The organism is Pseudomonas sp. FW300-N1A1 (assembly GCF_058789115.1).
The window spans coordinates 78,520-105,210 of record NZ_JBYTBK010000004.1; the positions used below are offsets into that span (position 1 = coordinate 78,520).

At 63.0% G+C, this 26,691-nt stretch carries 20 protein-coding genes and 1 pseudogene; 7 read left to right on the forward strand and 14 right to left on the reverse strand.

Features of this window, described 5'->3' with window-relative positions; translation table 11 throughout:
- Window positions 1-134: 134 nt before the first annotated feature.
- From AC3WQN_RS05090 to AC3WQN_RS05100, 3 genes are all read right to left on the reverse strand, one after another.
- On the reverse strand, window positions 135-3,305 hold the full coding sequence (locus AC3WQN_RS05090) for a CusA/CzcA family heavy metal efflux RND transporter (RefSeq protein WP_103401945.1): 3,171 nt from the start codon (window positions 3,303-3,305) through the stop codon (window positions 135-137).
- A gap of 26 nt (window positions 3,306-3,331) precedes the next feature.
- The gene (locus AC3WQN_RS05095; RefSeq protein WP_103401944.1) at window positions 3,332-4,528 is read right to left on the reverse strand and encodes an efflux RND transporter periplasmic adaptor subunit; all 1,197 of its coding nucleotides are present in this window, start codon (window positions 4,526-4,528) and stop codon (window positions 3,332-3,334) included.
- Between the two features lie 76 nt (window positions 4,529-4,604).
- On the reverse strand, window positions 4,605-5,801 hold the full coding sequence (locus tag AC3WQN_RS05100) for a TolC family protein (protein WP_492589289.1): 1,197 nt from the start codon (window positions 5,799-5,801) through the stop codon (window positions 4,605-4,607).
- Between the two features lie 557 nt (window positions 5,802-6,358).
- On the opposite strand from AC3WQN_RS05100, the gene AC3WQN_RS05105 reads away from it, so the two are divergent.
- The gene (locus tag AC3WQN_RS05105) at window positions 6,359-7,033 is read left to right on the forward strand and encodes a heavy metal response regulator transcription factor (RefSeq protein WP_103402335.1); all 675 of its coding nucleotides are present in this window, start codon (window positions 6,359-6,361) and stop codon (window positions 7,031-7,033) included.
- Complete coding sequence (locus AC3WQN_RS05110; RefSeq protein WP_103402336.1) at window positions 7,030-8,433, forward strand: heavy metal sensor histidine kinase; 1,404 nt, start codon at window positions 7,030-7,032, stop codon at window positions 8,431-8,433. The genes AC3WQN_RS05105 and AC3WQN_RS05110 overlap by 4 nt, the downstream gene beginning before the upstream one ends.
- 15 nt (window positions 8,434-8,448) lie before the next feature.
- Here AC3WQN_RS05110 and AC3WQN_RS05115 read toward each other — a convergent pair whose 3' ends face one another.
- The 7 genes from AC3WQN_RS05115 to AC3WQN_RS05145 all read right to left on the reverse strand — a co-directional run bounded on the left by AC3WQN_RS05115 (window position 8,449) and on the right by AC3WQN_RS05145 (window position 17,321).
- Window positions 8,449-9,228 carry a PA4824 family protein gene (locus AC3WQN_RS05115; RefSeq protein WP_103402337.1) on the reverse strand — a complete coding sequence of 260 codons (780 nt, stop codon included), beginning with the start codon at window positions 9,226-9,228 and terminating at the stop codon, window positions 8,449-8,451.
- 79 nt (window positions 9,229-9,307) lie between these two features.
- Window positions 9,308-9,661 (reverse strand): DUF2493 domain-containing protein, encoded by a 354-nt coding sequence (locus AC3WQN_RS05120; protein WP_103402338.1) that lies wholly within the window; start codon window positions 9,659-9,661, stop codon window positions 9,308-9,310.
- A gap of 97 nt (window positions 9,662-9,758) precedes the next feature.
- Window positions 9,759-12,473 (reverse strand): magnesium-translocating P-type ATPase, encoded by a 2,715-nt coding sequence (mgtA, locus tag AC3WQN_RS05125; protein ID WP_103402339.1) that lies wholly within the window; start codon window positions 12,471-12,473, stop codon window positions 9,759-9,761.
- 285 nt (window positions 12,474-12,758) lie between these two features.
- Window positions 12,759-13,049: a hypothetical protein gene (locus AC3WQN_RS05130; RefSeq protein WP_103402340.1), complete on the reverse strand. Its 291-nt coding sequence runs from the start codon at window positions 13,047-13,049 to the stop codon at window positions 12,759-12,761.
- A gap of 536 nt (window positions 13,050-13,585) precedes the next feature.
- Window positions 13,586-13,804 (reverse strand): DUF4287 domain-containing protein, encoded by a 219-nt coding sequence (locus tag AC3WQN_RS05135; RefSeq protein ID WP_095079128.1) that lies wholly within the window; start codon window positions 13,802-13,804, stop codon window positions 13,586-13,588.
- A gap of 150 nt (window positions 13,805-13,954) precedes the next feature.
- Window positions 13,955-15,577 carry an MFS transporter gene (locus AC3WQN_RS05140; RefSeq protein ID WP_095144437.1) on the reverse strand — a complete coding sequence of 541 codons (1,623 nt, stop codon included), beginning with the start codon at window positions 15,575-15,577 and terminating at the stop codon, window positions 13,955-13,957.
- Between the two features lie 97 nt (window positions 15,578-15,674).
- A complete protein-coding gene (locus AC3WQN_RS05145) occupies window positions 15,675-17,321 on the reverse strand; it encodes a GMC family oxidoreductase (RefSeq protein WP_103398965.1) in 1,647 nt (548 codons plus the stop codon).
- A 134-nt stretch (window positions 17,322-17,455) separates the two neighbouring features.
- Here AC3WQN_RS05145 and AC3WQN_RS05150 point away from each other — a divergent pair, with 134 nt between their 5' ends.
- A complete protein-coding gene (locus AC3WQN_RS05150; protein WP_103398966.1) occupies window positions 17,456-18,352 on the forward strand; it encodes a LysR family transcriptional regulator in 897 nt (298 codons plus the stop codon).
- Window positions 18,353-18,386: 34 nt separating this feature from the next.
- On the opposite strand, the gene AC3WQN_RS05155 is transcribed toward AC3WQN_RS05150, so the two are convergent.
- Both AC3WQN_RS05155 and AC3WQN_RS05160 read right to left on the reverse strand, forming a co-directional pair.
- Entirely contained in the window at window positions 18,387-19,481 is a 1,095-nt protein-coding gene (locus AC3WQN_RS05155) for a DNA alkylation repair protein (RefSeq protein ID WP_103398967.1), read from the reverse strand.
- Window positions 19,482-19,499: 18 nt separating this feature from the next.
- Window positions 19,500-21,308, reverse strand: a complete 1,809-nt coding sequence (locus AC3WQN_RS05160; protein ID WP_492589287.1) for a monovalent cation:proton antiporter-2 (CPA2) family protein — start codon at window positions 21,306-21,308, stop codon at window positions 19,500-19,502.
- 210 nt (window positions 21,309-21,518) lie between these two features.
- On the opposite strand from AC3WQN_RS05160, the gene AC3WQN_RS05165 reads away from it, so the two are divergent.
- A complete protein-coding gene (locus AC3WQN_RS05165) occupies window positions 21,519-22,592 on the forward strand; it encodes a sensor domain-containing diguanylate cyclase (protein WP_103398969.1) in 1,074 nt (357 codons plus the stop codon).
- A 122-nt stretch (window positions 22,593-22,714) separates the two neighbouring features.
- Window positions 22,715-23,053 carry an FKBP-type peptidyl-prolyl cis-trans isomerase gene (locus tag AC3WQN_RS05170; RefSeq protein WP_103398970.1) on the forward strand — a complete coding sequence of 113 codons (339 nt, stop codon included), beginning with the start codon at window positions 22,715-22,717 and terminating at the stop codon, window positions 23,051-23,053.
- Between the two features lie 6 nt (window positions 23,054-23,059).
- On the opposite strand, the pseudogene AC3WQN_RS05175 reads toward AC3WQN_RS05170, so the two are convergent.
- Window positions 23,060-24,194: pseudogene (locus tag AC3WQN_RS05175) on the reverse strand (cytochrome P450).
- A 79-nt stretch (window positions 24,195-24,273) separates the two neighbouring features.
- Here AC3WQN_RS05175 and AC3WQN_RS05180 point away from each other — a divergent pair.
- Window positions 24,274-25,047: an ArsR/SmtB family transcription factor gene (locus AC3WQN_RS05180; RefSeq protein ID WP_103398971.1), complete on the forward strand. Its 774-nt coding sequence runs from the start codon at window positions 24,274-24,276 to the stop codon at window positions 25,045-25,047.
- Here the strand turns inward: AC3WQN_RS05180 and AC3WQN_RS05185 are convergent.
- Window positions 25,044-25,652, reverse strand: coding sequence for a LysE family translocator (locus AC3WQN_RS05185; RefSeq protein ID WP_103398972.1), 609 nt, complete (start codon window positions 25,650-25,652; stop codon window positions 25,044-25,046). The two genes, AC3WQN_RS05180 and AC3WQN_RS05185, sit on opposite strands and share 4 nt — an antisense overlap.
- Window positions 25,653-25,757: 105 nt before the next feature.
- Between AC3WQN_RS05185 and AC3WQN_RS05190 the strand changes: the two genes are divergently transcribed.
- Window positions 25,758-26,645, forward strand: a complete 888-nt coding sequence (locus AC3WQN_RS05190) for a LysR substrate-binding domain-containing protein (RefSeq protein WP_103398973.1) — start codon at window positions 25,758-25,760, stop codon at window positions 26,643-26,645.
- The last annotated feature ends 46 nt before the right edge of the window (window positions 26,646-26,691 follow it).

Consider the following 26,691-nt stretch of genomic DNA (forward strand, 5'->3'; position numbering starts at 1 on the left):
GGTTTATCTGAAAGTCGGCAACAGTCTGGTTGGGGGCGCTTCGCACCCCAGCGCGAGCAAGCTCGCTCGCCACGGGGATAGGGGTTGGATAACCGCCACCGAGAACCGGGGGCGGGTGGTTGGCGCTGGTCGGGTTAGTGGCCGGATTCCGTGAGGGGTTTGCCGGGTTCCTCTTCATCCCGTCGGTGGGCCCAGTGATACAACGCCGGCAATATCAGCAATGTCAGGGCTGTGGAAGACAAGATGCCGCCGATCACCACGGTCGCCAGCGGCCGCTGCACTTCAGCACCGGTGCCGGTGGCCAGTGCCATGGGGATGAAGCCCAGGGATGCGACCAGGGCGGTCATCAGCACCGGTCGCAGGCGGGTCAAGGCGCCTTCGTTGACTGCCACGCTGAGTGAGCGTCCTTCCTCGCGCAGGTTGCGGATGAAGGCGATCATCACCAGCCCGTTGAGCACCGCCACCCCCGACAGCGCGATGAAGCCGACGCCGGCCGAGATCGACAGCGGGATATCCCGCAGCCACAGCGCCATCACGCCGCCGGTCAGGGCGAACGGGATCCCGGTGAACACCAGCAGGCCGTCCTTGAGATTGTTGAACATCATGAACAGCAGGGCGAATACCAGCAGCAAGGCCACGGGTACCACGACCTGCAAGCGCTTGGCCGCCGATTGCAGTTGTTCGAACTGTCCACCCCAACTGATCCAGTAGCCGGCGGGGATGGCCACGTCCTGCTCGATCTGCGCGCCGGCCTGCTGGACAAAGGAGCCGATGTCGCGCCCGCGCACGTTGGCGCTGACGATCACCAGGCGCTTGCCGTTTTCGCGACTGACCTGATTCGGCCCCGGCGCCAGGTCGAGGCTGGCGACTTCCGACAGGGCAATGAAACCGATCTGGTCGGCGCTGCCATTGAGCAGGGCCGGCACCGGAATCAACAGCTTCGACAGGCCCTCGACGTCCTGGCGCATGGCGTCGGAAAGACGCACCACCATGTCGAAGCGCCGGTCACCTTCATACAGGGTGCCGGCCGACCGTCCGCCCACGGCGACGGCGATGGTGTCCTGCACATCGCCGACGTTCAGCCCGTAGCGCGCGGCCTTGTCGCGGTCGATGTCGATGGTCAGCACCGGCAGGCCCGTGGTCTGTTCCACCTTGACCTCGGAGGCACCCTCGACCTTCTGCATCGATGCCGCAATCTTCGCCGCGGTGCTGTTCAGCACGGCCATGTCGTCGCCAAAGACTTTCACCGCCACATCGCTGCGCACCCCGGAAATCAGCTCGTTGAAACGCAACTGGATCGGCTGCGACAGTTCATAGTTGCTTCCCGGCACTTGCTCGATCACCCGCTGGATATCGGCAATCAATGCCTCACGGGATTTGCTCGGGTCAGGCCACCGGTCTTTCGGCTTGAGCATCACGTAACTGTCGGAGATGTTCGGCGGCATCGGGTCCGAGGCAATCTCGGCGGTACCGGTGCGGGCGAACATGCGCTGCACCTCGGGGACTTTTTCCAGTACCCGTTGCTCAAGGCGCCGCTGCATGTCCACCGACTGCGTCAGGCTGGTGCCCGGCACTCGCATGGCCTGCAGGGCGAAGTCGCCTTCGCTGAGGCTGGGCACAAACTCGCTGCCCATGCGGCTGGCGACCACACCGCAGACACCGATCACCCCGAGGGCCAGGGCAAACGCCAGCGCGCGGTGGCCCATGACCCAGTCCAGCGCCGGCGCATAGGCCCGCCGGGCACCGCGCATCACCAGGTTTTCCTCTTCCTTGACCTTGCCGGTGACGAACATCGCGATGGCGGCCGGCACGAAGGTCACCGACAGCAACATGGCGCCCAGCAGGGCGATCACCACGGTGAACGCCATCGGGTGGAACATTTTGCCCTCGACCCCGGTGAGGGCAAAGATCGGCAGGTACACCACCATGATGATCAACTGGCCGTAGATCAACGGTCGACGGGCTTCCCTGGCCGCGGCGAACACTTCGTGCATGCGCTCGGAGCGGCTGAGCAGGCGGCCGTGATGTTGCTGGGCGTGGGCCAGGCGGCGGATGGCGTTTTCGACAATCACCACGGCGCCGTCGACAATGATGCCGAAGTCCAGCGCGCCAAGGCTCATCAGGTTGGCACTGACCTTGTTGGTGAACATGCCGGTGAAGGTGAAGAGCATGGCCAGTGGGATCACCATGGCGGTGATCAGTGCCGCGCGGATGTTGCCCAGGAACAGGAACAGCACGGCGATCACCAGGATCGCGCCCTCGATGAGGTTTTTCTTCACCGTGGCGATGGCCTTGTCCACCAGCGTGGTGCGGTCGTAGACAGTGACCGCGACCACGCCCTTGGGCAGCGTGCGGTTGATCTGTTGCAGTTTGTCGGCCACGGCCTGGGAGACGCTGCGGCTGTTTTCGCCGATCAGCATGAACACCGTGCCCAGCACCACCTCACGGCCGTTCTCGGTGGCGGCGCCAGTGCGCAGTTCGCGGCCGATGTCGACGTTGGCGACGTTGCGGATGCGGATCGGCGTGCCGTCGACGTTAGCCATCACGATATTGGCGATGTCCTCGATGCTCGCCACCTGGCCGGGCGCGCGAATCAGCAGTTGCTCGCCACTGCGCTCGATGTAACCGGCGCCGACGTTGGCATTGTTGCGTTCCAGCGCGGTCACCAGGTCGGTGAGGGTCAGCTTGTAGGCGGCCAGGCGCTTGGGGTCCGGCGCGATCTGGTATTCCTTGGCGAAACCGCCGATGGTGTTGATCTCGGCGACGCCGGGGACGTTGCGCAGTTGCGGCTTGATGATCCAGTCCTGGATCACCCGCAGGTCGGTGGGCGTGTAGGCGCTGCCGTCCTCCTTGAGCGCACCGTCCTCGGCTTCCACCGTCCACAGGAAAATCTCCCCCAGGCCCGTGGAGATCGGCCCCATCATCGGGTCCGCGCCGTCGGGCAGGTGCTCCCTGGCCACCTGCAGCCGTTCGTTGACCAGTTGCCGGGCGAAGAACAGGTCCGTGCCTTCCTTGAAAATCACCGTGACTTGCGAAAGCCCGGAGCGCGACAGCGAGCGCGTTTGCTCCAGGGCCGGCAAGCCGGCCATCGCGGTCTCGATGGGGAAGGTGATGCGCTGTTCGGTTTCCAGCGGTGAAAAACCGGCGGCCGAGGTGTTGATCTGTACCTGGACGTTGGTGATGTCCGGTACCGCGTCGATCGGTAGTTTCTGGTAGCTGGCGATACCCAGACCAGCCATGAGCAGCACCGCGAGCAGCACGATAATGCGCTGCTCGATGGCGAATTGGATCAGGCGTTCGAACATAGTGACCTTCTTGTGCCAGTGGTGGATCAGTGAGCGTGCTCGGCCGAGGCCTTGCCCAGTTCTGACTTGAGGACGAAGCTGCCGGTCGTGGCGACGAGCACCCCGGCCTCCAGTCCCTGGGTGATTTCAACCTGGCCGGCGGCGCGACTGCCGAGTACCACCGGTTGTGCCTGGAAGCCGTCTTCGGTACGCACGAACACCGTGGGTTTGTCCTCCACGGTCTGGATCGCGGCTTCCGGTACCGCGACCCTGGCCTGGCGGGTGTCGGTGCTCACCCGCACGTTGACGAACAGGCCCGGCCGCCAGGCGCCCTGGGGGTTTTCCAGGGTGACGCGGACCGTGGCGGTGCGGGTTTGCTCCCCCAGCAGGCTGCCGACGTAAGACACGGTGCCGGTCACTTCGGCCTTCAGTTCCGGGGCGTTGACCGTCACCGACTTGCCCACCAGCACGCTGCTCAAATCCTTGGGCGACACGCCAAAGGTCACCCAGACCCGCGACAGGTCGGAGAGGGTCAACACGCTGGTGGTGTCGTTGACCACTTCGCCCAGGGTCAGGTGTTTTTCCACCACCACGCCATCGAACGGCGCCCGCAGCTCATAACGGTTGCCGCCCTGGGCGGTGGTGCTGCCGCTCAGGGCGCTGATTTTCTGCCGGGCGTTGTTCAGGGCGATTTCGGCTTCTTGCAGGGCCTGGCGCGCCAGCAGGACATCCTGCTCGGCGGAGATCCTGTCCTGCCACAACTGGCGTTCACGCGCATAGGTGGTACGCGCCAGCTCCACGCGCCGCTGGGCCGCGGCTTGTTCGCTGCGTTGTTCGGAGACCTGCTGGCTGGCAATCACCGCCAGCAGCTGACCTTTTTTCACCGACTGCCCGAGGTTGACCAGTACTTGCTCGACCACGCCGGTGGCACGGGGCACCACGTGTGCGGTGCGGTCTTCGTCGAAACGGACTTCACCGGGAAAAGGTAATGCCAGGCCGATGGCCTGCGCCCGGGTTTCGGCCAGTTGAATGCCGGCGGCTTCGATCTGTTCATCGCTGAGCGCCAGGTGACCTTCAGCCTCGGGCTCCTCTTCATCGTGGGCGCCGGCGGGCTCTGCAGCGCCCTGGTCGGCCTGGGCCTGCTTGTTGGTGACGGGGGGCTGAGCCTTGCCCGTCAGCAATGAGCCCAGGCCGACGCCGGCCATCAGGGTCAACGCGATGGCCAGGATAATTTTTTTGTCCATGCAAACTCCTTGCACCCTGGCGTCAAGCGGGCATGGCTCGACTGCGCGGGTGAGAAAAACGTCGGTTGAAAAGGATTCAGGGGGTGAGGGCGCGGGTATCGCCGTAGATGCGTTCGATGCGTACCCAGGCGTCGGTGGAATCGGCCATGGCCTGGATGTACTGGCTACGCGCACTGATCAGCGTGCGCTGGGCGTCGAGTACATCGAGGAAGTTGAACTTGCCCATTTCAAAGCCACGGGTGGCGGTGTCGACGGCGCTTTGCGCGGCCGGCAGGATCACCTGGTTGAAGGCCTTCACTTCGGTGCTGGCGGTGGCCCATTGGTCAAGGCTGGACTGGATTTCGCTGCGCAGGCGCAGCTCGGCGGCGTTGCGCAGGTCCTGCGCCTGGTCGGCCCGGCGGGCGGCGGCCAGGACGTTGCCCTGGTTGCGGTCGAACAAGGGAATGGGCATCGACAGGCCGACGACGTTGACCCGCTCGCGGTCGGTTTCGCTGTACTGGCTACCCACGCTCACCGTCAGGTCAGGGATGCGTCGGGCTCTTTCCAGGTCCAACGCGGCTTCTTTCTCAGTGATTTGCAATCGCGCCAGACGCATCTCGGCGGTCTCGGCGAGGCGAGCCAGCAACAGCGGGGAAGGCGGGATGGCGGGCGGCGGGGTGGCCGGGACCTCGACGCGGGAAAAACCGGCCTGTGGCGCCCCCGTGACTTGCGCCAGTTGTTGAAAGGCGTTGGCCTGGTCCCGTTCGGCACGCCGCAGTTCAAGGCGCACCTCTGACAATTGCACCTGCGCACGGGTCGCTTCAACGGGCGACGATTTGCCCGCGTTAATTTGCCCTTGGGCAACACTCAAGCCACGCTCGGCCAATTGCAGGGATTGTTGCGTCAGTTGCAGGCGTTGCTGCGCGGTGAACGAGCCGTAGAAGGCGGCGATCACATCGGCTCGCAAGCCGTTGCGTTTGCGCTCCAGGTCCACATTGACCGCATCCTGCGCGCGGCTGGCGACTTCGATTCGGGCACCGCGTTTGCCGCCCAGTTCCAGGGGCTGGCTGAGCATCATCGTGGTGGTGCGGGATTCGCGCCGGGTGTCCTCGGCCTCCCAGGACAGTTCCGGGTTGGGGATCAGTCCGGCCTGTTGGCGTTCACCCTGGGCGATACCCACGTCCCACTGCGCGGCCGCCAGCTCCGGGTTGTTGGCAAAGGCGCTGTCGAGGGCCTGATCCAGGGTCAGCGTCGGCCCTTGCGCGACGGCAGGCAACGAAGTACCGAGGAGCATCGCGGTGATCAGCAGAACACCGGGAAGGGATATTAATTTGCTGATCCTGGGGGGGTGGATGACCGCACTATATCCATGCACTTTAGTCTTTCCTTCAAAGCGAAAATTGATTGGCGTGAATGTAGTAGTCCGCACTTATCAGCAAGGTGACTGGATAATTACAAATACGTTATCCGCGGTTTGTCGGTCATTTTTTACATTAGGATATGAAGTGTCAGGCGATGCTGCTTGAAGGATATGCAACATGACGAAACAAAAGCTCTAGGCTTATCTGCTGAAGTGCTCTTGCCAGGTTGTTTTATTCATGAGGGCCCCGGCCCGTTTCGACAGTGCGCTGCGGCATTTCGTCGCGAAGAGCGATTTGCCGCTATCAAGCACGGGGCTTTGCGTTGACCCTGAAGCCACTTCAGGCTTTACCGTGGCAGGCCTGTTATGTAGGAAGTCCACCCTCTATGTCGTCGTATAAATCGTTGTAATTCGATCAGAAAGTTCAATAGTCAACGTGCTCTCATTTTTCTGAAGTTATCCCGTCGTTACTTGTTTAAGGGTAAATATTTATGCGAATCCTTGTGGTCGAGGATGAACTAAAAACCGCCGAGTACTTGCATCAAGGCCTGAGTGAAAGTGGTTATGTCGTGGATTGTGCCTCGACCGGTCCGGATGGACTTCACCTGGCCCGGCAACAGGCCTATGACCTGGTGATACTGGACGTGAATCTGCCCGAGATCGATGGCTGGGGCGTGCTGGAGCTGATCCGCAAGAGTGGCAACACCCGGGTGATGATGTTGACCGCCAGGGGGCGCCTGGCCGACAAGGTCAGGGGGCTGGACCTGGGGGCGGATGACTATCTGGTCAAGCCATTCGAGTTTCCCGAGTTACTGGCTCGGGTGCGTACCTTGTTGCGCCGCAGCGAGCAGATACCGGTGCCACAGGTACTGAAAGTAGCGGACCTCGAACTGGATCAAGGTCGGCACCGGGCCTATCGCGGCGAACAACGCATCGACCTGACCACCAAGGAGTTCGCGTTGCTGCACCTGTTGATGCGCCAGTCCGGTGAAGTGCTGTCGCGCACCCAGATCATTTCCCTGGTGTGGGACATGAACTTTGATTGCGACACCAACGTGGTCGAAGTCTCGATCCGGCGCTTGCGGGCAAAAATCGACGACCCGTTCGACAGCAAGCTGATTCACACCTTGCGCGGCGTCGGCTATGTGCTGGAGGCGAGGGAATGAAGCCGGCCAGCCTGTCGATGCGGTTGGGGCTGACGGTGAGCGTCCTGGGTGCGGTGCTGGTGGTGTTGCTGGCGGTGCTGGCGTTCCTGGCGCTGACCCATGAACTCGACTCGATGGCGAAAAACAGCCTCGAGAAAAAGATGCAGCAACTCGAGCACAGTCTGTCGATGGGCCTGACCGCCAGCGATATCGCGCTCAAGCCGCACTCGCTGCTGGACCAGGTGATGGGCCATGACAACCTGAACCTGACGATCCTCGACAAGAACAACCCGACCACGCCGTTGCTCAGTGTCGGCAGTGAACCGCCAGCCTCGGCACTCGCCCGGCGCAAAGCCGCCACTGCGAGCCTGGACCGGGTCTCGTATTTCAGCCGCTCGGACGGTGAGGGCCGGCACTTCCTCACCGCGACCCAATTGGTGGCGTTGAAGAATGGCGACTCGGTGCCGGTGCTGTTGTCGATCGATCGCTCCAATGACGAAGCGCTGCTCAGCGCCTACCTCAGTTCGACCCTGATTGCCTTGCCCTTGCTGCTGATCCTGATCGGCCTCAGTGCGTGGGCGATTGTCCAGCGGGGTCTTGCGCCCCTGCGCGAGTTTCGCAAGGTAGCGGCAATGATCTGCGCCCAGGACCTGAGCCATCGCCTGTCCGAGGTCAACATGCCCCAGGAGCTCAGCGAACTGGCCCATGGCATCAATTTCATGCTGCACCGGCTCGACAGCGGCGTGCAGCAGTTGTCGCAGTTCTCCGATGACCTGGCCCACGAACTGCGCACGCCGATCACCAACCTGATGGGCAAGGCCCAGGTGACGTTGTCGCGCGAGCGGCCGAGCACCGAGTACAAGGCGGTACTGGAGTCGTGTACGGAAGAGTTGGGGCGGGTCAACCGGATCGTGTCCGACATGCTGTTCCTGGCCCAGGTCAGCCATCCGGCGGCCCTGGTGCCGTTTGAACGGATTACCCTGGAAGACGAAGCGCGGAAGGTCGTGGACCTGTTTTCCCTGACGGCCGAAGAAAAACGCATCAGCCTGCGAGTCTCGGGCGCCGGGCATACCCTGGGTGATCGGCTGATGATCCAGCGCGCGATGTCCAACCTGTTGTCGAATGCCATCCGCCACTGCCCGGCGGGCAACGAGGTGTCCATCGTCATCGAGTCCCATACCGAGCAGGTCTCGGTATTGGTGGGCAACCCCGGCGCCGGCATTGCGACGCAGCATTTGCCGCACCTGTTCGAGCGCTTCTACCGGGTCGAACACAGCCGCTCGCGCGCTGAGGGCGGCACTGGCCTGGGGCTGGCGATCGTGCGCTCGATCATGAGCCTGCACCAGGGCCAGGCCCAGGTGCAGAGCCTGCCGGGGAGTGTGACGGTGTTTCGGTTGGTGTTTCCCAATGGCAATGGATAGTGCAGGCGCCCGGCGCTAGAACCGCAACGTCACCCCGGTCGTCAGCCACTGATCGCGGTCCTGGGTCAGGTCGCGTCCGACCACTAAATCCAGATCCAGGCGTTCGCCAATGTGCAACCGCGGCCCGGCCTGCCACGCCTGTTGGCCGCCACGCTGGCCGAAGCGTTCGGCGATCAGGGTCAGGGCGTCGGCCAGGTCGTATTCCACACCTGTGCCCCAGGTCCAGCGGTGGTTCTGCTCACCTTCGTCATAGGCATGGGCCCAGCCGGCATTGAGGTTCAGGCGCAGGGTCTGGATCGGCGTGTAGGTCAGGGGCAGGCTGAGGTCGGCGCCGTCGAAGGCGTGCGCCCGGTTGATGGTCACGTGGGCGTTGGCGGCCAGGGCCAGTTGCAGGCCGAGGTCTTCGCGGTTGAGCAGTTGCGCCTTGAGTTGCGGGCTGACTTGGGTTTCGCCATCCCCGTCGTCACGGCCGTGCTCGATGGCGGCGCCCAGTTGAATCCCGGGAAGCCCCTTGAAGGTACAGGCCTGGGACAGCACCAGATTGTTGGCGGAATGATTGTGTCGGCCGCTTTGGTTCCACAGGTCGACATTGCATTCGCCGGGGGCATTGATGGCGCCGTCGTCGACCACGTAGGCACCGCCAGCGGCGTTGGCTTTAGAGATCAGTGACAGGCCGGCAATGGCCGTCAGGGTCATGCCGACGAACATCAGGTTGCGCCGCAGCATGCGACGCTTGGCAGGCGGCAGGTCGTGGGTGAATGAACGGGTACGGCGGTGGGATGGGTGCTTTGGCATGTTGACCTCTGCGTGATGCGTTTGAGGGAGGCAGTGCGCAGGCGCGCGGGTGCCTCCTTGATTCAGGGAGTGAGCGGGGTCAGTTCCGTTCGTTGATCGATAGGGTCCGGATATCGGAGGCGTTGGCCTGGGCCAGCAGTGCCTGGGTGTCTTCGCCGCCGGGCAAGGCGATGACGATGTCCGGTCGGCTGTCGTTGAGCATGAAGGTGTTGCGCAGGCGCTCGGCCTGCTTGCCGTGCAACTGCCAGTTGGGGGGATAGCGCACGATGTCGACGCCTTGTTCCCGGGCCCAGTCTTCGACCTCGCCGCCCAGCAGCGGATGGCCGCCGTGAATCAGCACGCTGATCTTGTGCAGGCGCTGGAAGGCGTTGAGCACCTGGCGGCAGGTTAGGCGATCGGCGTAGTGGCGCCCGGCGCACATCAGCACACGCATGGTGCTTGATCCTGTTTCATGTGGTTGCTCCATGAAAGTGCCCTGGGTCATGGGCCGTGAGGCGGCCCATGACCCATCGGTGGTGGGGTTCAGGCACTCAGTACCATTGCTTGAAACGGCGGATGTACAGGGTCTTCATCAACTGCGCGACCACGCAGTAGCTGAGCAGGGTGCCCACCAACCACGGGAAGTACGACCACGGCAGCGGTTGCAGGCCGACCAGCGTGCCCAGTGGCGAGAACGGAATGTAGATGCCCAGCACCATCACCAACCCGGTCATCAGGATCACCGGCAACGCGGCGGTGCTCTGGAAGAACGGGATCTTTTGCGTGCGCAGCATGTGCACCACCAGGGTTTGCGAGAGCAACCCTTCGATGAACCAGCCGGACTGGAACAGGGTCTGCATTTCCACGCTGTTGGCGGCGAACACGTACCACATCAGGGCAAAGGTGGTGATGTCGAAGATCGACGAGGTCGGCCCGATCCACAGCATGAAGCGCCCGATGTTCTTGGCGTCCCACTTGCGCGGTTTGCTCAGGTACTCCTTGTCCATCTTGTCCCAGGGCAGTGCCAGCTGAGAGATGTCGTACATCAGGTTTTGCAGCAGCAGGTGGATCGCCAGCATCGGCAGGAACGGAATGAAAGCACTGGCCACCAGCACCGAAAACACGTTGCCGAAGTTCGAGCTGGCGGTCATGTTCAGGTACTTCATGATGTTGCCGAAGGTCTCGCGGCCTTTGAGGACACCTTCTTCGAGCACCATCAGGCTCTTTTCCAGCAGGATGATGTCCGCCGACTCCTTGGCGATGTCGGTGCCGCTGTCGACCGAGATGCCCACGTCGGCGTCCCGCAGGGCCGGGGCGTCGTTGATCCCGTCGCCGAGAAAGCCCACAGTGTGACCGTTCGATTGCAAGGCCTTGAGTACCCGGGATTTCTGCAACGGGGTGAGCTTGGCGAATACCGTGCGCTCTTCGACCCGGCGCTTGAGGGTCGCTTCGTCCATGCGTTCGATATCCTGCCCAAGCAGGGGCGTGCCGGGCTCCAGCCCGACTTCGCGGCAGATCTTGCAGGTCACCACGGCGTTGTCGCCAGTCAGCACCTTGACGGTCACGCCCATGTCACGCAGTGCGGCAATCGCCGGCCCGGCGGTTTCCTTTGGCGGATCGAGGAAGGTCAGGAAGCCACGGATCACCAACTCCCGCTCATCGCTGGTGGTGTACTGGTGTTTACTCTGGGCCTTGGGGATCTTGCGGGTGGCCAGCAGCAGTACGCGGAAACCGTCTTCGTTGTATTCGCAAGCCTTGTTCAGCAACTCGACGCGTCGCTGTGGGTCCAGGTGAACGACCACGCCGTCCTCCTGGATGTGGCTGGCGATGCTCAGCATCTCCTCGACCGCGCCTTTGCAGATCAGCAGGTGATCGTCGCGGCTGTCCTTGACGATGATCGACAGGCGCCGGCGAATGAAGTCGAACGGCAGTTCATCGACCTTGCTGTAGGCGAACGGCGGCTGGAACTTCGGGTTGCGTTCGGCGAACTGCACCACCGCCTGGTCCATCAGGTTTTTCATGCCGCTCTGGTGATGGCTGTTGAGCCAGGCCAGTTCCAGGATCGAGTCATCGCGCTGTCCATCAACGTTGATGTGATGCTCGAGGATGATCTTGTCCTGGGTCAGGGTGCCGGTCTTGTCGGTGCACAGCACGTCCATCGAACCGAAGTTCTGGATCGCATTGAGGCGCTTGACCACCACCTTGCGCTTGGCCATCGCCACCGCACCCTTGGCCAGGTTGGCGCTGACGATCATCGGCAGCATTTCCGGGGTCAGGCCGACGGCGACCGCCAGGGCAAACATGAAGGCTTCGCTCCAGTCGCCCTTGGTGAAGCCATTGATCAACAGCACCACCGGCACCATCACCAGCATGAAGCGGATCAGCAGCCAGCTGACGCTGTTCACTCCCCGGTCGAAGGCGGTTTGCACCCGCGAGCCGACGATGGCCTTGGCCAGCGAACCGAAGTAGGTGCGCGGGCCGGTGGCGACGACGACTGCCCGGGCGGTGCCGCTGACCACGTTGGTGCCCATGAAGCAGATATTGGGCAAGTCCAGCAGGTTGGCCTGGTCGGCCGCCGTGGCGGAGGCGGATTTCTGGGCGACGTTGCCCAGGGTGTCGTACTTCTCGACCGGCAAGGCTTCACCGGTCAGGACCGCCTGACTGATAAACAGGTCCCGGGATTCGATCAGCCGGACATCCGCCGGGATCATGTCGCCGGCAGACAACTGGATGATGTCGCCCGCTACCAGTTCACGCATCGGCACTTCGCGCAGCACCGACTTGCTGCCCACCTGCTCGCGGCGCAGCACGGTGGCGGTGGTGCGTACCATGGATTTGAGGGCCTCGGCGGACTTGCCGGAGCGGTACTCCTGCCAGAAGCGCATCAGGCCGCTGGCCAGGACCATGACCAGGACGATGATGACCCCGGTCAGGTCGGTTTCCTCGCCTTCCTGCAGGGGCAGCCAGAAGTCGGTGATGAAGCTGATGAGGGTCAGCGTCATCAGCACGTAGATGAAGGGGTTGTTGAAGGCCTTGAGCACTTGCACCAGGGCGTGGGGCGGCTTGTCGTGGGCGACCTCGTTGAAGCCTTCACGTTGCAAGCGGCCTTCGGCGTCGAGTTCGGTCAGGCCAGCGGGGGTGGTCTTGACGTTGGCGAAGGTCACCGCCAGGCCGTTCTGTGCCTCACGGGCAGCGCGCATCGACAGCCGGGTGTCGTCGGCTGTGGCGCCCTGGGTGGTTTTTTTCGGGGTTTTTACGGTGGTCATAGCGTGTGCTCCTGCCGCAGGCTTGCGGCACGACACACCGACAACTCAACTAATGAAAGACGAGCGAAAGTATGTCGAGCCGCCCATAAGCGATCGATTCAGGGAGTTATGTTTCTTATGCTTTAACGTTCGCTGCATACCGGGCAACAACGGGTATGCAGCGAACCGTCTACTGGCTTCGTCCATGGTGGTATCCACTGTTTTTTATGTTTAAGCAGGCAATAGAAAGTTGCCGAATTCCTGAATAAGGAAAACGCTGGTTAAAGAGTCGGTAGAACGTTCAGGTCAACTGAAAGTGCGCGCGCCGAAGTTCAGGCCGAGCACGCGGCCGACCTGCTGCAACAGATGCGCGAAGCGGCGGTTCGGTGGTTCCTGGCTTTCGTCCAGGCGCCAGCGTTGCTGGAGTTGCCCGCTCAGGGGACAGACGCGCCAATGGGCACGCAGATGATGCTGCAGGCGCGAAGGAGGGGAGGACAAGGTGGCGCGGGCCATGGTTGCTTGCGCGTGGCACCGCTTGGCGCGCGTCGCATTGGCGAAGGCGCGGACACCGGGTATTACCGTGGATGTGAAGTTCATAACATGCCTCGCGACCGGACTGGCGCCGGTGAGGCAAGTTACGGCGGAGCGTCAAGCCCTAGCGCAGCTCACCCGACCGAGGTGTCGAGTCCCGTCAATATTTGGGTTAAGTGCCCGGCTCTGCACATTCGCATCAGCCAGACAGCGTCTAGATACTGTGTCCATTGGATTCTTTTGTGAGTTGAAAAAAGGCCGGAATAACCGGCCCGCGCAATTTACGCAGGCGACTTAATGAAGTCAACCTTGGAAGGCATATTATTCAGGTATCAGACAGGTGAGAGTTGGATGGATGCAAGTGGGGGGTGTTAAGAACAGCCGATATATAACGATGTTGTTCCACCCGGCGCCCATGAAAGTGCCGCTGATTATCATGGGCCCGGGTGGTTAATGCCGGTCAGTTAAGAGAAATAAAACCGAACATAGAACCCGTGGCGAGGGAGCAAGCTCCCTCGCCACGGGTTCTATGTTCGGCTGGTCTTTGGCTTAACTGATCGGCATTATCCCGGGTGGTTTCTTCAGTCAGTCGGCCTGGGTAGTCAGGACTCTTTACCCTTGAGCAGCGCGTAAATCGCCATGGAGTGTCCATGGCCCAGGTCGAAGTCGGACTTGAGCCATTCGATGATCTGGCCGGCCTTGACGCCCGCTTTCAATTTGCCGTCTTCGGCGAAGCCCTTTTCGTTCGCCAGTTGCTTGAGGTCGGCCGGCGATTTGCCGGTCTTGGCCTGGATGTTGTCGAGATAGGCTTGGAAGGACATGACGTGGCAGCTCCTGGATGCACAAAGGGGTGGAGTCAATCCTAGACGGATTTTTCCTGTTTGCAGCCATCCCGCTGGCTGGCGCAAGCGTTGCGAGCTGGCAAAAAAAGGCCCGCCCACTGCTGTGAGTGGACGGGCCCGTGTCGCGGATCAGTTCTTGTTCAGGTCCACATCCTTGGTTTCACGCAGGCACAACAAGCCCACCACCAGGCTGACCCCGGTGATCAGCACCGGATACCACAGCCCGTAGAAGATATCCCCGGTGTACACCACCAGCGCGAACGACACGGTCGGCAGGAAGCCGCCGAACCAGCCATTGCCGATGTGATAGGGCAGGGACATTGAGGTGTAGCGGATGCGGGTCGGGAACAGCTCGACCATCAGCGCCGCCAGCGGCCCGTAGCACATGGCCGAGATGATGATCAGGGCCACGATCAGGGCGACGATCATCGGTTTGTTGATCAACTGGGTGTCGGCCGTCTGCGGATAGCCGGCCAGGGTCACGGCACCGCGCAGGGCGGCTTCGTCGTAACCGTCGATTTTCACTTCGCCGATGCTCACCTGCACGTTGCTGCCGGCCGGTGCGGCTTCGCTGTTGTAGGGCAGGCCCTGTTTGACCAGGAAGGTCTTGACCTTGTCGCAAGGGCTGTCAAAGCGTGCCTTGCCCACCGGGTCGAACTGGAAGGTGCAGGTTGCCGGGTCGGCCAGCACGGTGATCGGCGCCTGCTGGCTGGCGCGGTCGATCGCCGGGTTGGCGTAGTGGGCGAGGGTCTTGAAGATCGGGAAGTACAGCACGGTGGCCAGCAGCAGGCCGAGCATCAGGATCGGCTTGCGGCCGACCCGGTCCGACAACCAGCCGAAGAACACGAAGAACGGCGCGCCGATCACCACGCTGACGATCAGCAAGGTATTGGCCAGGGCAGGGTCCATTTTCAGGAACTGGGTGAGGAAGAACAGCACATAGAACTGGGCGGCGTAGAAGGTCACCGCTTGCCCGGCGTTGATGCTGAACAGGGCGATCAGGACGACCTTGAGGTTTTCCCAGTTGCCGAAGGATTCGCGGATCGGTGCCTTGCAGGACTTGCCTTCCTCCTTCATTTTCAGGAACGCCGGCGACTCGTGCAGGCTCAGGCGGATCCAGGTGGAAATGCCCAGCAGCACGATCGACAGCAGGAACGGAATGCGCCAGCCCCAAACTTCGAACTGGTCACCGGTGAAGTAACGACAGCCGAGCACCACCAGCAGCGACAGCAGCAGGCCGAGGGTGGCGGTGGACTGAATCCAGCTGGTGTGGAAACCGCGCTTGCCCATGGGCGCGTGCTCGGCGACGTAGGTTGCAGCCCCGCCGTATTCGCCGCCCAGTGCCAGGCCCTGGAGCATGCGCAGCACCACCAGGATGATCGGCGCGGCAATCCCGATGCTGGCGTAGTTGGGCAACAGGCCGACACAGAAGGTTGCCACCCCCATCAGGACGATGGTCGCCAGGAAGGTGTACTTGCGCCCGATCATGTCCCCCAGGCGGCCGAACACCAGGGCGCCGAAGGGGCGCACGATGAAACCGGCGGCGAAGGCCATCAGGGCGAAGATAAAGGCCGTCGTGTCGTTGACCCCGGCAAAGAACTGTTTGCTGATCACCGCCGCGAGGGCGCCGTAGAGGAAGAAGTCGTACCACTCGAAGACCGTCCCCAGGGACGAGGCGAAAATGACTTTCTGCGTATCCTTGCTGGTGCCGGCGCTGAGCGTTCCGGCGACAGCTTGAGCCTGTTCTGACATATCGGTTTCCCTCACAGTGTTTATTTATTGTTGTTCCACTGTCAGCGCCGGCCTTGTGGGCGGGCGCCGCTATTCCATTGGCGAGCGAGCAGGTGTTTCAAGACAGTGCGGTCAGGTGTTTGTCCGGTGCGGTGCTCCTTGTCGATGCGGCGAGAATCAGCTGCGCCGCTTTCTCGGCGATCATCAGCGTGGGTGAACAGGTATTGCCGGAGGTGATGCGCGGCATGATCGAGGCATCGGCGATGCGCAGGCCGGGAATGCCGTGCACCCGTAGCTGGGCGTCCACCACGGCTTCGGCGTCGTGGCCCATGCGGCAGGTGCCGACCGGGTGGAAGATGGTGGTGCCGATCCGCGCGGCGGCTTCATGCAGCTGCTCTTCTGTCTGCAAGGCCGCGCCCGGCAGGTATTCCACCGGGTTGAATGGCTGCAGGGCCGGTGCGGCGACAATGCGCCGGGTCAGGCGAATGGCATCGGCGGCCACCCGCAAGTCTTCGGGGTGACTCAGGTAGTTGGGCTGGATCAAGGGTGCGTGTTGCGGGTCGGTGGAGCCGATCTCCACCCGGCCACGGCTTTGTGGGCGCAGGTCGCAGACCGACGCGGTGAATGCCGCGAAGGGGTGCAAGGGCTCGCCGAAACGCTCCAGCGACAGCGGCTGGACATGGTACTGGAGGTTTGCCGAAGTCTGCTCCGGCCCGGAGCGGGCAAAGGCGCCCAGTTGGCTGGGGGCCATCGCCAGCGGACCGCTGCGGTCGTACAGATAGCGCAGGCCCATGCCCATTTTACCCCACACACTACCGGCGATCTGGTTCAGGGTGCGGGCGTTTTCCAGTGTGTAGATCAACCGCAGCTGCAAGTGATCCTGCAGGTTGCCGCCGACGCCGTTGAGTTCATGAACGACGCCTATCCCCAGGCGCTTGAGCAAGCTGGCAGGGCCGATACCGGAGCGTTGCAGGATGCTCGGCGAGCCGACGGAGCCGGCGCTGAGGATGATTTCCCGGCGGGCGCGGAATGAGGTGGCCTGGCCCTGCCAGCGGGCCATGACGGTGCTGGCCCGGCCGTTCTCCAGCAGCACGCGGTCGACCTCGACGCCGGTCAGCACGGTGAGGTTGGCACGCTGGGCAACGGGTTTGAGAAAGGCCTTGGCCGCGTTCCAGCGGACTCCGGCTTTCTGGTTGACCTGAAAGTAGCCGCAGCCTTCGTTGTCGCCCTGGTTGAAGTCATCGATGTTGGCGATGCCACTTTGTTCGGCGGCCGTGCGGAAGGCATCGAGAATCGGCCATGACAGGCGCTGGCGTTCGACCCGCCATTCCCCGGCGGCGCCATGAAAGTCCGAGTCACCGGCAAAGTGGTTTTCGCTGCGCTTGAACAGCGGCAGTACGTCGCTCCAGCTCCAGCCGGGGTTGCCGTCGGCGGCCCAACCATCGTAATCGGTGGCCTGGCCACGCATGTAGATCATGCCGTTGATCGAGGAACTGCCCCCCAGCACCTTGCCCCGCGGGTAGCTCAGGCTGCGGTCCTGCAGGCCGGCTTGTGCTTGCGTCTTGTAGCACCAGTCGGTACGCGGGTTGCCGATGCAGAACAGGTAACCCACGGGAATGTGAATCCACGGATAGTTGTCGCGCCCACCCGCTTCGAGCAGCAACACCCGGTGCTGCGGGTTGGCGCTCAGCCGATTGGCCAGCAGGCAACCGGCCGGCCCGGCGCCGACCACGATGTAATCGTATGCATCAACGGCAGGTTGCATCCATGACCTCGCAGCGTGTTGTTCTTATTGGGATCCATCCTAGTTGTTAGTTTTCGGTAAAAGAATGTTAGTTTTTGCTCAGCCGCTGTGCGTTTTTAAACAGCGATCCACAGGCATGGATTCAGGGATGGCAGATGTTCGACTGGAATGACTTGCGGTTTTTTCTCGAGTTGCAACGCAGCGGGCGGTTGCTGACCGCCGCGCGGCGCCTGAAAACCACCCACGCCACCGTGGCCCGGCATATCGAGGCGATTGAGAAGAGCCTAGGGACGGCGCTGTTCGTCCAGCAGGCCCAGGGCTATGAGCTGACCCCGGCCGGCGAAGCGCTGCTCAAGCACGCCGAGGCCATGGAGAACGTCGCCTTGCTGGCGCAGGAGGAGATCACCCAGTCCACCGCGCCGTTGGGCAAGATCCGCGTCGGTGTGACCGAGGGCCTGGGCATCATGTTCCTCGCCAGCCGCATGAAAGGGCTGTTCGATCGTTATCCGGGGCTGGAGGTGGAGTTGGTGGCGGTGCCGCGCTTTGTCAGCATCCTCAACCGCGAGGCCGAGATCAGTATTCACCTGGAGCGCCCGGCCGCCGACATGCTGGTGACCCGCAAGCTGACCGACTACCGCCTGGCGCTGTATGCCAGTCAGGACTATCTGGACCGCTCGCCACCGCTGCGCAGTCGCGAAGACCTGGCGCGGCATGCCTGGATCGGCTACGTCGACGACCTGCTGTTCAGCCAGGAACTGATGTTCCTCAACAGTTTCTGCCGCAGTCCGCAGGTGGTGTTTCATAGCACCAGCGTGATTGCCCAGCAACAGGCGGCGCGAGCGGGGCTGGGGATCGCGGTCCTGCCGTGCTACATGGCCAGCAACGACCCGGGCCTGGTGCCACTGCTGCCCGCCGAAAGCCTGCAGCGCAGCTACTGGATCAGCACCCGCCGCGAGCTGCACAAGTCGGTACGGTTGCGGGTGTTATGGGATTACGTGGTGCAGTTGTGCGACAGCGAGCAGGCGCTGTTGCTGGGCCCCGTTGCCCCGTAGGCGCGGTACGTTCGCGCCTGCAGGGCGGGGTATTTCAAGGAAGCAATTCGAACGCGCTGCTGGCCAGCCGTTCGCCATTCACCAGCACATGCACTGCATGCAGGCCCGGGTAATGCTTTCGGGTGGTCAGTGCCCTGATGGACTGGGCACGGGAGATGGTCTCGCAGGCCTTGCCGGGCAGCGTCAGGACCTTGAGCTTGAAGACCTTTGTCGACGTGCTGCCGTTGGCCTTGACGTAGTCGATGGCATAGTCGATCACCAGGCGCTGACTGTCCTCGGTCGTGGACTTGATGGCAAACGACAGGGTGATGGTTTGCCCCAGCGCAATCACCGGTGGGTTGACCTTCAGGTCGATGATCCGCACTTCAGGCCTGCCACCGGCACCGATGATCGCCAATGCCCGCCGGTTGCCCTGTTTGATCAGGCTGCGCAGGGCATGTTTGGCGATCCATGCCGTGCGCGGGTCCTCCAGCGACCAGCCTTCGATCAGGCCCAGCACCCACTCGGGATGGTCCTTGGTGATGTCGTTGAGGTGGTTGGCCACCGACTTGCGTACATAGAGGCTGCTGTCGGCCTTGAGGTTGTCGAGGATCGCCGCCGCCAAGGTCGGGTCGGCCTGCACCCGCTCCAGGCGAAACGACCAGGGCAGGCGCGGGCGGCTACCCTCGCTGGCCAGGCGGCGTACGTGCTCGTTGGCATCCAGCGACCAGTCGTGCATCAACGCCATGGAGCGTTCGAAATCGCTGCGCAGAAAATGCCGGACCGCGAACTCCGAGGAGCCGAAGCGGGTGAAGTACTTCAGCGCGGCCATTGACTGTTCGTAGGCGTGCATCCCGTAGGTGGCGACGTACTGTGGCAGGCACATGCTGACAAAACTGCTGTTCAGCCGCGGTGCCAGTGGATGCAGGATGTCCAGGGTTTGCTCGTAGTTCAGTGGCAACACCGCGTGCAGGCAGTCGCCCACCCGGGCCATGAGTTGCATCACCGACAGCTCGCTCAGGCCGTCGTTGGCCATTGCCAGGAACCCCCTGGCGTCGAACGGCGGGTACACCGCGCACAGTTGCGTGGCGATATGTTCGAAGCGCTCGGCGTTGAAGATTTCCTTCAGCGCGGGGGCAGCGTCACTCATCCTGTGGTCCTCCTCGGTTCAACCCTTGCCCGATTGCTCTTCAATCTGGTCGGCGTCGAACAGGCGTGCCAGGTCGGCACGAGCCTGTTGCGCGGTCTGCATGACTTTGGCGGCGTCATCGTAGATCGCATGCTGGGTCTCGAGCACTTGTTCGTCGTGGTGCTTGAAGCGCTCGATGCGCGAATCGGCCTGGCTCTGGCTGAGCCCCAGGCCCACCAGGGTGCGGCGGCTCATTTCCAGGCTGGAGTAATAGGTTTCCCGCACGGCCTCGGTGCCCAGGTCCATCAGGCGGTGCACGTGCTGGCGGTTACGGGCTCGGGCGATGATCTTGACGTGGGGATAGAGTTTGCGCACCAGGGCGGCGGTCTTGATATTGGTCTCCGGGTCATTGGTGGCGATCACGAAGAATTCCGCCTGGCCGACCTTGGCCGCGCTGAGGATCTCCGGGCGCATCGGGTCGCCGTAAAACACCGGCACGCCGCCAAAGCTACGGGACAGTTCGATGGTTTCCACCGAGGTATCGAGGGCCACGAAACTGATCTTTTGTGCCCGCAGGATCCGCGCCACGATCTGCCCCATGCGGCCCATGCCGGCGATCACCACGCGCGGGGTATCGGAGTCGATTTCCCGCAGGTGCGGCGGCACGGCGATCGGCTCGACCCGGTTTTTCACCAGGCGCGCGCACATCAGCAGCAACAGCGGCGTCAGCGCCATGGACAGGGTGATGGTCAACACTTGCATGTCGTACAGCCGGGTGTCGAACAAGCCGTGATCGCGCCCGATCTTGAACACCACGAACGCAAACTCGCCACCGGCGGCCAGCACAATCCCCAGGCGCACGGCACTCAACCGATTCAGGCCACCGGCCATGCGCCCGACCAGGTACAGCAGGGGCAACTTGAGGGCGATCAACAACAGGGTCAGGCCCAGCACGGTCGCCGGGGCGCTGAACAGCAGGCTGATGTTGGCGCCCATGCCGACGCTCATGAAAAACAACCCCAGCAGCAGGCCCTTGAAGGGTTCGATCTGGGCTTCCAGTTCATGCCGGTACTCGGAGTCCGCCAGCAGCAAGCCGGCGAGGAACGCACCGAGGGCCATCGACACGCCGACTTCGTCCATCAGCCACGCGGTACCCATCACCACCAGCAAGGCGGTGGCGGTGGAGACTTCCGGCAGGTTGGCCTTGGCGACGATGCGAAACACCGGGCGCAACAGGTAGCGGCCACCGACCACCACCACGGCGATGCTGCCCAGCACCCGCAGGCCATGATCGAGGTTCTCGGCCGTGCTGGTGCTGTGGTCGACGCCGGCCAGCAGCGGGACCATGGCGATCAGCGGGATCGCCGCGATGTCCTGGAACAGCAGGATGGCAAACGCCAGCCGCCCGTGGGGGCTGGTCAGCTCCTTGCGCTCGGCCAGGCTTTGCAGGCCGAAGGCAGTGGACGACAACGCCAGCCCCAGGCCGAGCACGACGGCACTGTTGAGCGGCTGGCCAAAGGTGTAGTACGCCAGCACCCCGATCACTGAACCGGTCAGCAGCACTTGCGCCAGACCGACACCGAACACCGATTTGCGCATCACCCACAGGCGTCGTGGCGACAGCTCCAGGCCGATGATGAACAGCAGCAGTACGACACCGAGTTCGGAAATGTGCATGACGCTTTGCGGGTTGTCGATCAACCCCAGCACGGCAGGCCCGATGAGCACCCCGGCCAGCAGGTAGCCCAGCACCGCCCCCAGTTGCAGGCGCTTGGCCAGAGGCACGGTGAGCACGGCCGCGAATAAAAAAACGACTGCGGCCTGCAGCAGGTTGCCTTCATGTGGCATGGATCACTCCTGGATTCTCGACATTTGAATGCACGGCGCCAACGCCGTCATGTTCGACGCGCAGTGTAAGGGTGTGGCGCATCGGGTGCATCCGTGGATAAGGCGCAGTGCCCGGCAAATCTGACAGTGTACCGCCATGGAGAGGCTGGATTAACATAGCCAACCGCCACTACTGGCCAGGATCGCAATCGCTATGACGGCAACTTATCAATGATCCCGATGTGGCTTGGTCTCTGCGCCATCGGGGTGATCGTTGTCTTGATCGCCGTACTGATCGTTCGTGAGCGCCGCTGGCGCCAACTCACGGCGCACTACCGCGCCATGCCTGGCGGGTTGCCCGTCCGCCCCACCATGGTGGAGGAGCCCGCGTCCACGGAGCTGGACGACGTCGAACGCTTCAAACGCAGCCAGTACTTCGCCCGCATCGGCACCTGGGACTGGGATGTCGACACCGAAAAACTCTATTGGTCCGATGGCATCTACGGCATGTTCGGCTTCAAGGTGGGCGAGGTCGTGCCCAGCTATCAACTGTACTGTTCCTGCGTGCACCCCGATGATCGGGAACGGGTGCGCGCCGGTGAGTTACGCTGCCTGGCGACGGGGGAAAACCATGACGAAGAGTACCGGGTGGTCTGGCCGGACGGCAGCGTCCACTGGCTGCGGGAAACCGGCAATGTGGTCAAGACGCCTGAGCAGTCCATTGTGAAAATGATGGGGGTGGTGCGCGACATCACCGACGAAAAAGCCAGTGCCAACCAGTTGCAACGCCTGGCCAGTGCGCTGGAACAGGCGCGCCGGAGTGCCACGCGAGTGATGCTGGTGTTTGTCGACCTCAATGGGTTCAAGGCGATCAACGACGATTTCGGGCACGCCGCCGGTGACCAGGTGCTGGTGACTACGGCCAGTCGCCTGAAAAATATCTTGCGGGCCAGTGACACCGTCGCGCGGATCGGCGGCGATGAATTTGTGGTCATCCTCGAAGGCTTGCCTCAAGGCAAGAGCCTGGAGGAAGAGGCCCGCAGTATCTGCCAGAAAATCTTCAGCGAGCTTTCCCCGTCGATCAACGTCGGCAAGGCGCATCGACAGATTGGCACCAGCCTCGGGGTTGCGGTATTCCCCGATCACGCGCCGAGCATGGACACGCTGCTACACATCGCCGACCTGGCCATGTATGAGGCCAAGCGCAGTGGCAACAATCAGTACCGGTTGGGCCGGCACTCGGCAAGCCAGCCCCCAGGAACTGCGCCCGACGGTGGCATAGCCGTGAAGCTGGCACAGTCATAGCACCCGATACTGGCAACCCGCTGCGGATAGGCAAGGACACCTGAGGTTGCCAACCGGGCGGTTTTCTGGGAAAACCCTGCCCCTCAACGCCCGGTCGGGCCAGCGAACAGACGAGAGCGGTAATGAACGACGAATTACAAGTCATCGACCTTGAAGTGGGTACCGGCAAAGCCGCGGTAAAAGGCGCCCTGATCACCACCCAATACCGTGGCTGCCTGGAGGACGGCAGTGAATTCGATTCCTCCTGGTCTCGCGGCAAGCCGTTCCAGTGTGTGATCGGTACCGGCCGGGTGATCAAGGGCTGGGACCAGGGCATCATCGGCATGCAGGTCGGCGGCAAGCGCAAACTGTTGGTGCCGGCGCACCTGGCTTATGGCGAGCGGACGATGGGGGCCATCCCGCCCAACTCGAATCTGGTGTTCGAGATTGAATTGCTGGAAGTGTTGACCCGCGACGACTGATGGCAATCATGATTGGGCCGGTTGTCGCTCGCTGAACAACGGGATGCGTCCGTTCAAGGAAGGGCGGTAGGACCAGGCCAATGAGTCCAGTGCCATACCCTGTCTCAGGAGTTCACTGACGGTGCTGCTGGCGATGTGCATGGCCAGTGGTTGCCCCGGGCATTGGTGGCGGCCGGCGCCGAAGGTGAAGCTGCGCCGCTGCGGGCGCTCGAGGATGAAAGTGTCCGGCTGCTCGTTGAGTTGCGGGTCGCGATTGGCCGAGGCCAGCAGCACCAGAATCGCATCGCCGGTGTTGAGGCTCACGCCCTCGATCTCGCATGGGGCCGCGACAAAACGTCGAGTGTTCTGTACGGGCGGGTCAAAGCGCTGGACTTCCGCCAGCAGATCGTCGATTCGCACCGGGGGTGCGGCGCATTTCACGCTCAAGCGCCGGGTTGCGAATCAGCGCCAGCACCGCGTTGCCGATCAACCCGGCGCTGGCCTCATAGGTTTGAGAGAACAGGCCGATGAGGTTGGCGAGCAGGGTGTCGCGCTCGCTCAGGCGCTGGGCAATACCTTCCAGCAACGGGCTTTGGCCGTCATCGGCGCTCAGGCGTGTGCTGAAGTAATCGCTCAAGTGTTCGGCGGCCCGGTGGGCTGCGTCCAGTTGTTCGGGCGCGCTCAGGGGCGACAGGCAGGCGACGAAATCGGCGGTCAATTGGCTGAGTATCCGGCTTTCGCTTGCCGTGAAGCCGAGCAATGCGGCAACCACGCACACCGGGCCTGTGAACATGGCCTGGTGCAGCCCGTCGGCGGTCGGAGTGATCGAACGGGTGCGGAGCAGGTCTCGGACGCGGGCGCTGTCGATGATCTCCAGCCCCGGTGCAATGGCGGATCGAGGGCAACGCTGGCGTGCACCGTCGTTCATCCGCATCAACAGGCCGAACACCTTACCCGCCGCGCCCTGTGCGATGGCATTGGGCACCGGTTCGTGGGCCGGACGAACCCTGCAATCGGGATGGGCCAGTACGGCCGCGACGGCCTCGGCGCTGCTGGCCACCCACAGGCGCAGGCCTGGATCGAAGGACAAGCCGCCGGCAGCCCGCAGGCTGGCGTAGTAAGGGTAGGGGGCGGCGTGGGTCGCGGCGGTGATCGGGTCCATGAAGCGCTGCCTATTCGTCGTGGAAAGTGTTGCTATTCTCTGCGGTTCGACAGGGCGACGATTCGTCCGGGAGCGAAATATGAGCGTATCGAACACAGAGCAACACGACGTCGGCGTCTCGCAGGTCGCCGCCGCGATTGCCGAGCCTGCCAGGACAAAAATCCTGTGCTCGTTGATGGACGGCCACGCCCGCACCAGCACTGAACTGGCGAGCATTGCCCAGGTCAGCGCGTCCACGGCCAGCGCCCACCTGGCCAGGCTCAAGGAACTGGCGTTGGTGCGCCTGCACGTCCAGGGTCGCCATCGTTACTACAGTCTTGCGGACCAGCGCGTCGCCCAGGCACTGGAGGCGCTGATGGTGATCGGCCAGAACGCCGCGCCAACCTTCACCTCGCGCACCCCGGATCGCCTGCAATTCGCCCGGACCTGCTACGACCACATGGCGGGCACGCTGGCGGTCGTGCTGCACGACCGGATGCTCGAGGCCGGGTGGTTGTTGGTGACCGATCAGCAGTCATATCGGTTGAGCGACAGCGGCGAGGCGTTGTTCGAAGGGCTGGGGGTCGAGGTCAAGGACTTGAGCGCATTGCGCCGGCGTTTTGCCTGTCCGTGCCTGGACTGGAGCATGCGTCGCCCCCATCTGGGCGGCTCATTGGGGGCGGCCTTGCTGACGACCGCGATCAAGCGCAAATGGCTCACTCAGGACCTGGACAGCCGGGCGCTGGCGTTGACAGCGACGGGGCGCAAGGAAATCAGCCGCCGATTCGCGATCGAGCTGCCGGTCCAGTTACCGACAACGCCCCGCACGTCCACTGAAACCAAGCGCCGAACGATCGCCAGCCCTGCGCCTTAACGGCTGGCCGTGGCCATCAGCACGCCGAAGCCGGCAAAGGTCACGCCCGAGACTTTTGCCGCCAGCCAGGAACCCTTCGGGCTCGACAACCAGCCCTTGGCGGCATTGGCGAGCAGCGCATAGCTGCCGTGGACCAGGATCACCAGCACAGCGTAGGAGCTGACCAGCTTGAAGAACTGGGCGTAGAAGTGTGCCGAGGTGTCGATGAACTGCGGGAACACCGCGAGGAAGAAAAACACCGCCTTGGGGTTCAACAACTGGATCGAGGCCGCTTCGATGAAGCGATAGCCGGGGCTTGCGGCGGGTGTTTCCAACAGTGCGCTGAAACGGTCCGAGCGCCAGCTTTTGTAGCCCAGGTACAGCAGGTAGGCGGCGCCTGCGTATTTCAATGCGGTGAAGGCGTGCGCCGAAGTGGCGAGTATCAGGCCGACGCTGGTGGCACTGATGGTGGCGACCACAAACGCCCCCGAGGCGATCCCCAGAATCCCGGGCAGTGCCCCGGCCCAGCCGTGGCGCAGGGCGTTGGACAGCGTCAGGATCACACCAGGCCCGGGGCTCAAAATGGTCAGGGTGGCGAAAAGTAGAAAGAGTCCGTAACTGTTCATGTCTTGCTCCGTCAGGGGGCGCTGGCTGTGTGCCGGCAGATTGGCGTGGTGACGAGGGCATGACAAACGCTTTAAATGCAGTGCATATGTGACAAAATTAGACCCATGATAAATTCACTCCCTCCCCTGAACGCTGTCCGCGCCTTTGTCGTTGCGGCTCGCCACCAGAGTTTCAGCCTGGCGGCCGAGGAACTGCATGTCAGCCACAGCGCCGTCAGCCGGCACATCAAGCGGCTTGAAGAGCACCTGAGTGTGCTGCTGTTCGAGCGGCGTATCCGCCAATCGCTGCTGACCCCGGCCGGCCAGCGCTTCTATGAGCAGGTCAGCGCCGGGCTGGCGCAGATTGCCGATGCCGCCGACGCGCTGAAACAGCAGGCCGCGCTGCCGACGGTGAAGGTCAACGTCCGCCCGTCCTTCGCCATGCTGTGGCTGGCGCCCCGGCTTGCGGATTTCACGGCGCAACACCCGCAGATCACACTGCAGGTCATGACCCAGACCCAGGCACCTGACCCTGCGCGCGACGGGTTCGACATTGTCATTCGTCGTGGTCGTGATGACTGGGCGCCGAGCATCGAGGCGCACAGCCTGTTTGCCGATGAGTTGGTGCTGGTCGCCGCGCCCTCGCTGCTGGCGCGTCTGGCGCTGGCTGACCTCGACGCCTTGAGTCGGCACACGCTGCTGATCGCCAAGGCGCGCCGCGAAGACTGGCACCATTGGGCCCTGCATGTTGGTCAGCCACCGGCAGCCACCCAGTTGACCCGGCAGTTCGATCACATGCACCTGGTGCTGGAAGCCGTCGTGGCGGGGCAGGGCATTGCCTTGTGCCCGACCTCCCTGCTGGGCACCCACCTGTCGAGCGGACGCCTGGTCTGCCCGCTGCCCGGGCTGCGCATGCCGTTGCCGCGTTATTACTACGGGGTTGCGCCGCACGCCAGTGCGCACACGCGGCTCTTTGTGGACTGGCTGCTCGCCCAGGGCGGCATGGCGCTGTAGGTGCAGTTACATAAAAAAACCCACCCGACGCTTTGGCGAAGGGTGG

Coding starts and splice junctions, on each gene's coding strand:
- AC3WQN_RS05090 (WP_103401945.1), bottom strand. CDS start 3,305: ATGTTCGAACGCCTGATCCAATTCGCCATCGAGCAGCGCATTATCGTG.
- AC3WQN_RS05095 (WP_103401944.1), bottom strand. CDS start 4,528: ATGGACAAAAAAATTATCCTGGCCATCGCGTTGACCCTGATGGCCGGC.
- AC3WQN_RS05100 (WP_492589289.1), bottom strand. CDS start 5,801: ATGCTCCTCGGTACTTCGTTGCCTGCCGTCGCGCAAGGGCCGACGCTG.
- AC3WQN_RS05105 (WP_103402335.1), top strand. CDS start 6,359: ATGCGAATCCTTGTGGTCGAGGATGAACTAAAAACCGCCGAGTACTTG.
- AC3WQN_RS05110 (WP_103402336.1), top strand. CDS start 7,030: ATGAAGCCGGCCAGCCTGTCGATGCGGTTGGGGCTGACGGTGAGCGTC.
- AC3WQN_RS05115 (WP_103402337.1), bottom strand. CDS start 9,228: ATGCCAAAGCACCCATCCCACCGCCGTACCCGTTCATTCACCCACGAC.
- AC3WQN_RS05120 (WP_103402338.1), bottom strand. CDS start 9,661: ATGCGTGTGCTGATGTGCGCCGGGCGCCACTACGCCGATCGCCTAACC.
- mgtA (WP_103402339.1), bottom strand. CDS start 12,473: ATGACCACCGTAAAAACCCCGAAAAAAACCACCCAGGGCGCCACAGCC.
- AC3WQN_RS05130 (WP_103402340.1), bottom strand. CDS start 13,049: ATGAACTTCACATCCACGGTAATACCCGGTGTCCGCGCCTTCGCCAAT.
- AC3WQN_RS05135 (WP_095079128.1), bottom strand. CDS start 13,804: ATGTCCTTCCAAGCCTATCTCGACAACATCCAGGCCAAGACCGGCAAA.
- AC3WQN_RS05140 (WP_095144437.1), bottom strand. CDS start 15,577: ATGTCAGAACAGGCTCAAGCTGTCGCCGGAACGCTCAGCGCCGGCACC.
- AC3WQN_RS05145 (WP_103398965.1), bottom strand. CDS start 17,321: ATGCAACCTGCCGTTGATGCATACGATTACATCGTGGTCGGCGCCGGG.
- AC3WQN_RS05150 (WP_103398966.1), top strand. CDS start 17,456: ATGTTCGACTGGAATGACTTGCGGTTTTTTCTCGAGTTGCAACGCAGC.
- AC3WQN_RS05155 (WP_103398967.1), bottom strand. CDS start 19,481: ATGAGTGACGCTGCCCCCGCGCTGAAGGAAATCTTCAACGCCGAGCGC.
- AC3WQN_RS05160 (WP_492589287.1), bottom strand. CDS start 21,308: ATGCCACATGAAGGCAACCTGCTGCAGGCCGCAGTCGTTTTTTTATTC.
- AC3WQN_RS05165 (WP_103398969.1), top strand. CDS start 21,519: ATGATCCCGATGTGGCTTGGTCTCTGCGCCATCGGGGTGATCGTTGTC.
- AC3WQN_RS05170 (WP_103398970.1), top strand. CDS start 22,715: ATGAACGACGAATTACAAGTCATCGACCTTGAAGTGGGTACCGGCAAA.
- AC3WQN_RS05180 (WP_103398971.1), top strand. CDS start 24,274: ATGAGCGTATCGAACACAGAGCAACACGACGTCGGCGTCTCGCAGGTC.
- AC3WQN_RS05185 (WP_103398972.1), bottom strand. CDS start 25,652: ATGAACAGTTACGGACTCTTTCTACTTTTCGCCACCCTGACCATTTTG.
- AC3WQN_RS05190 (WP_103398973.1), top strand. CDS start 25,758: ATGATAAATTCACTCCCTCCCCTGAACGCTGTCCGCGCCTTTGTCGTT.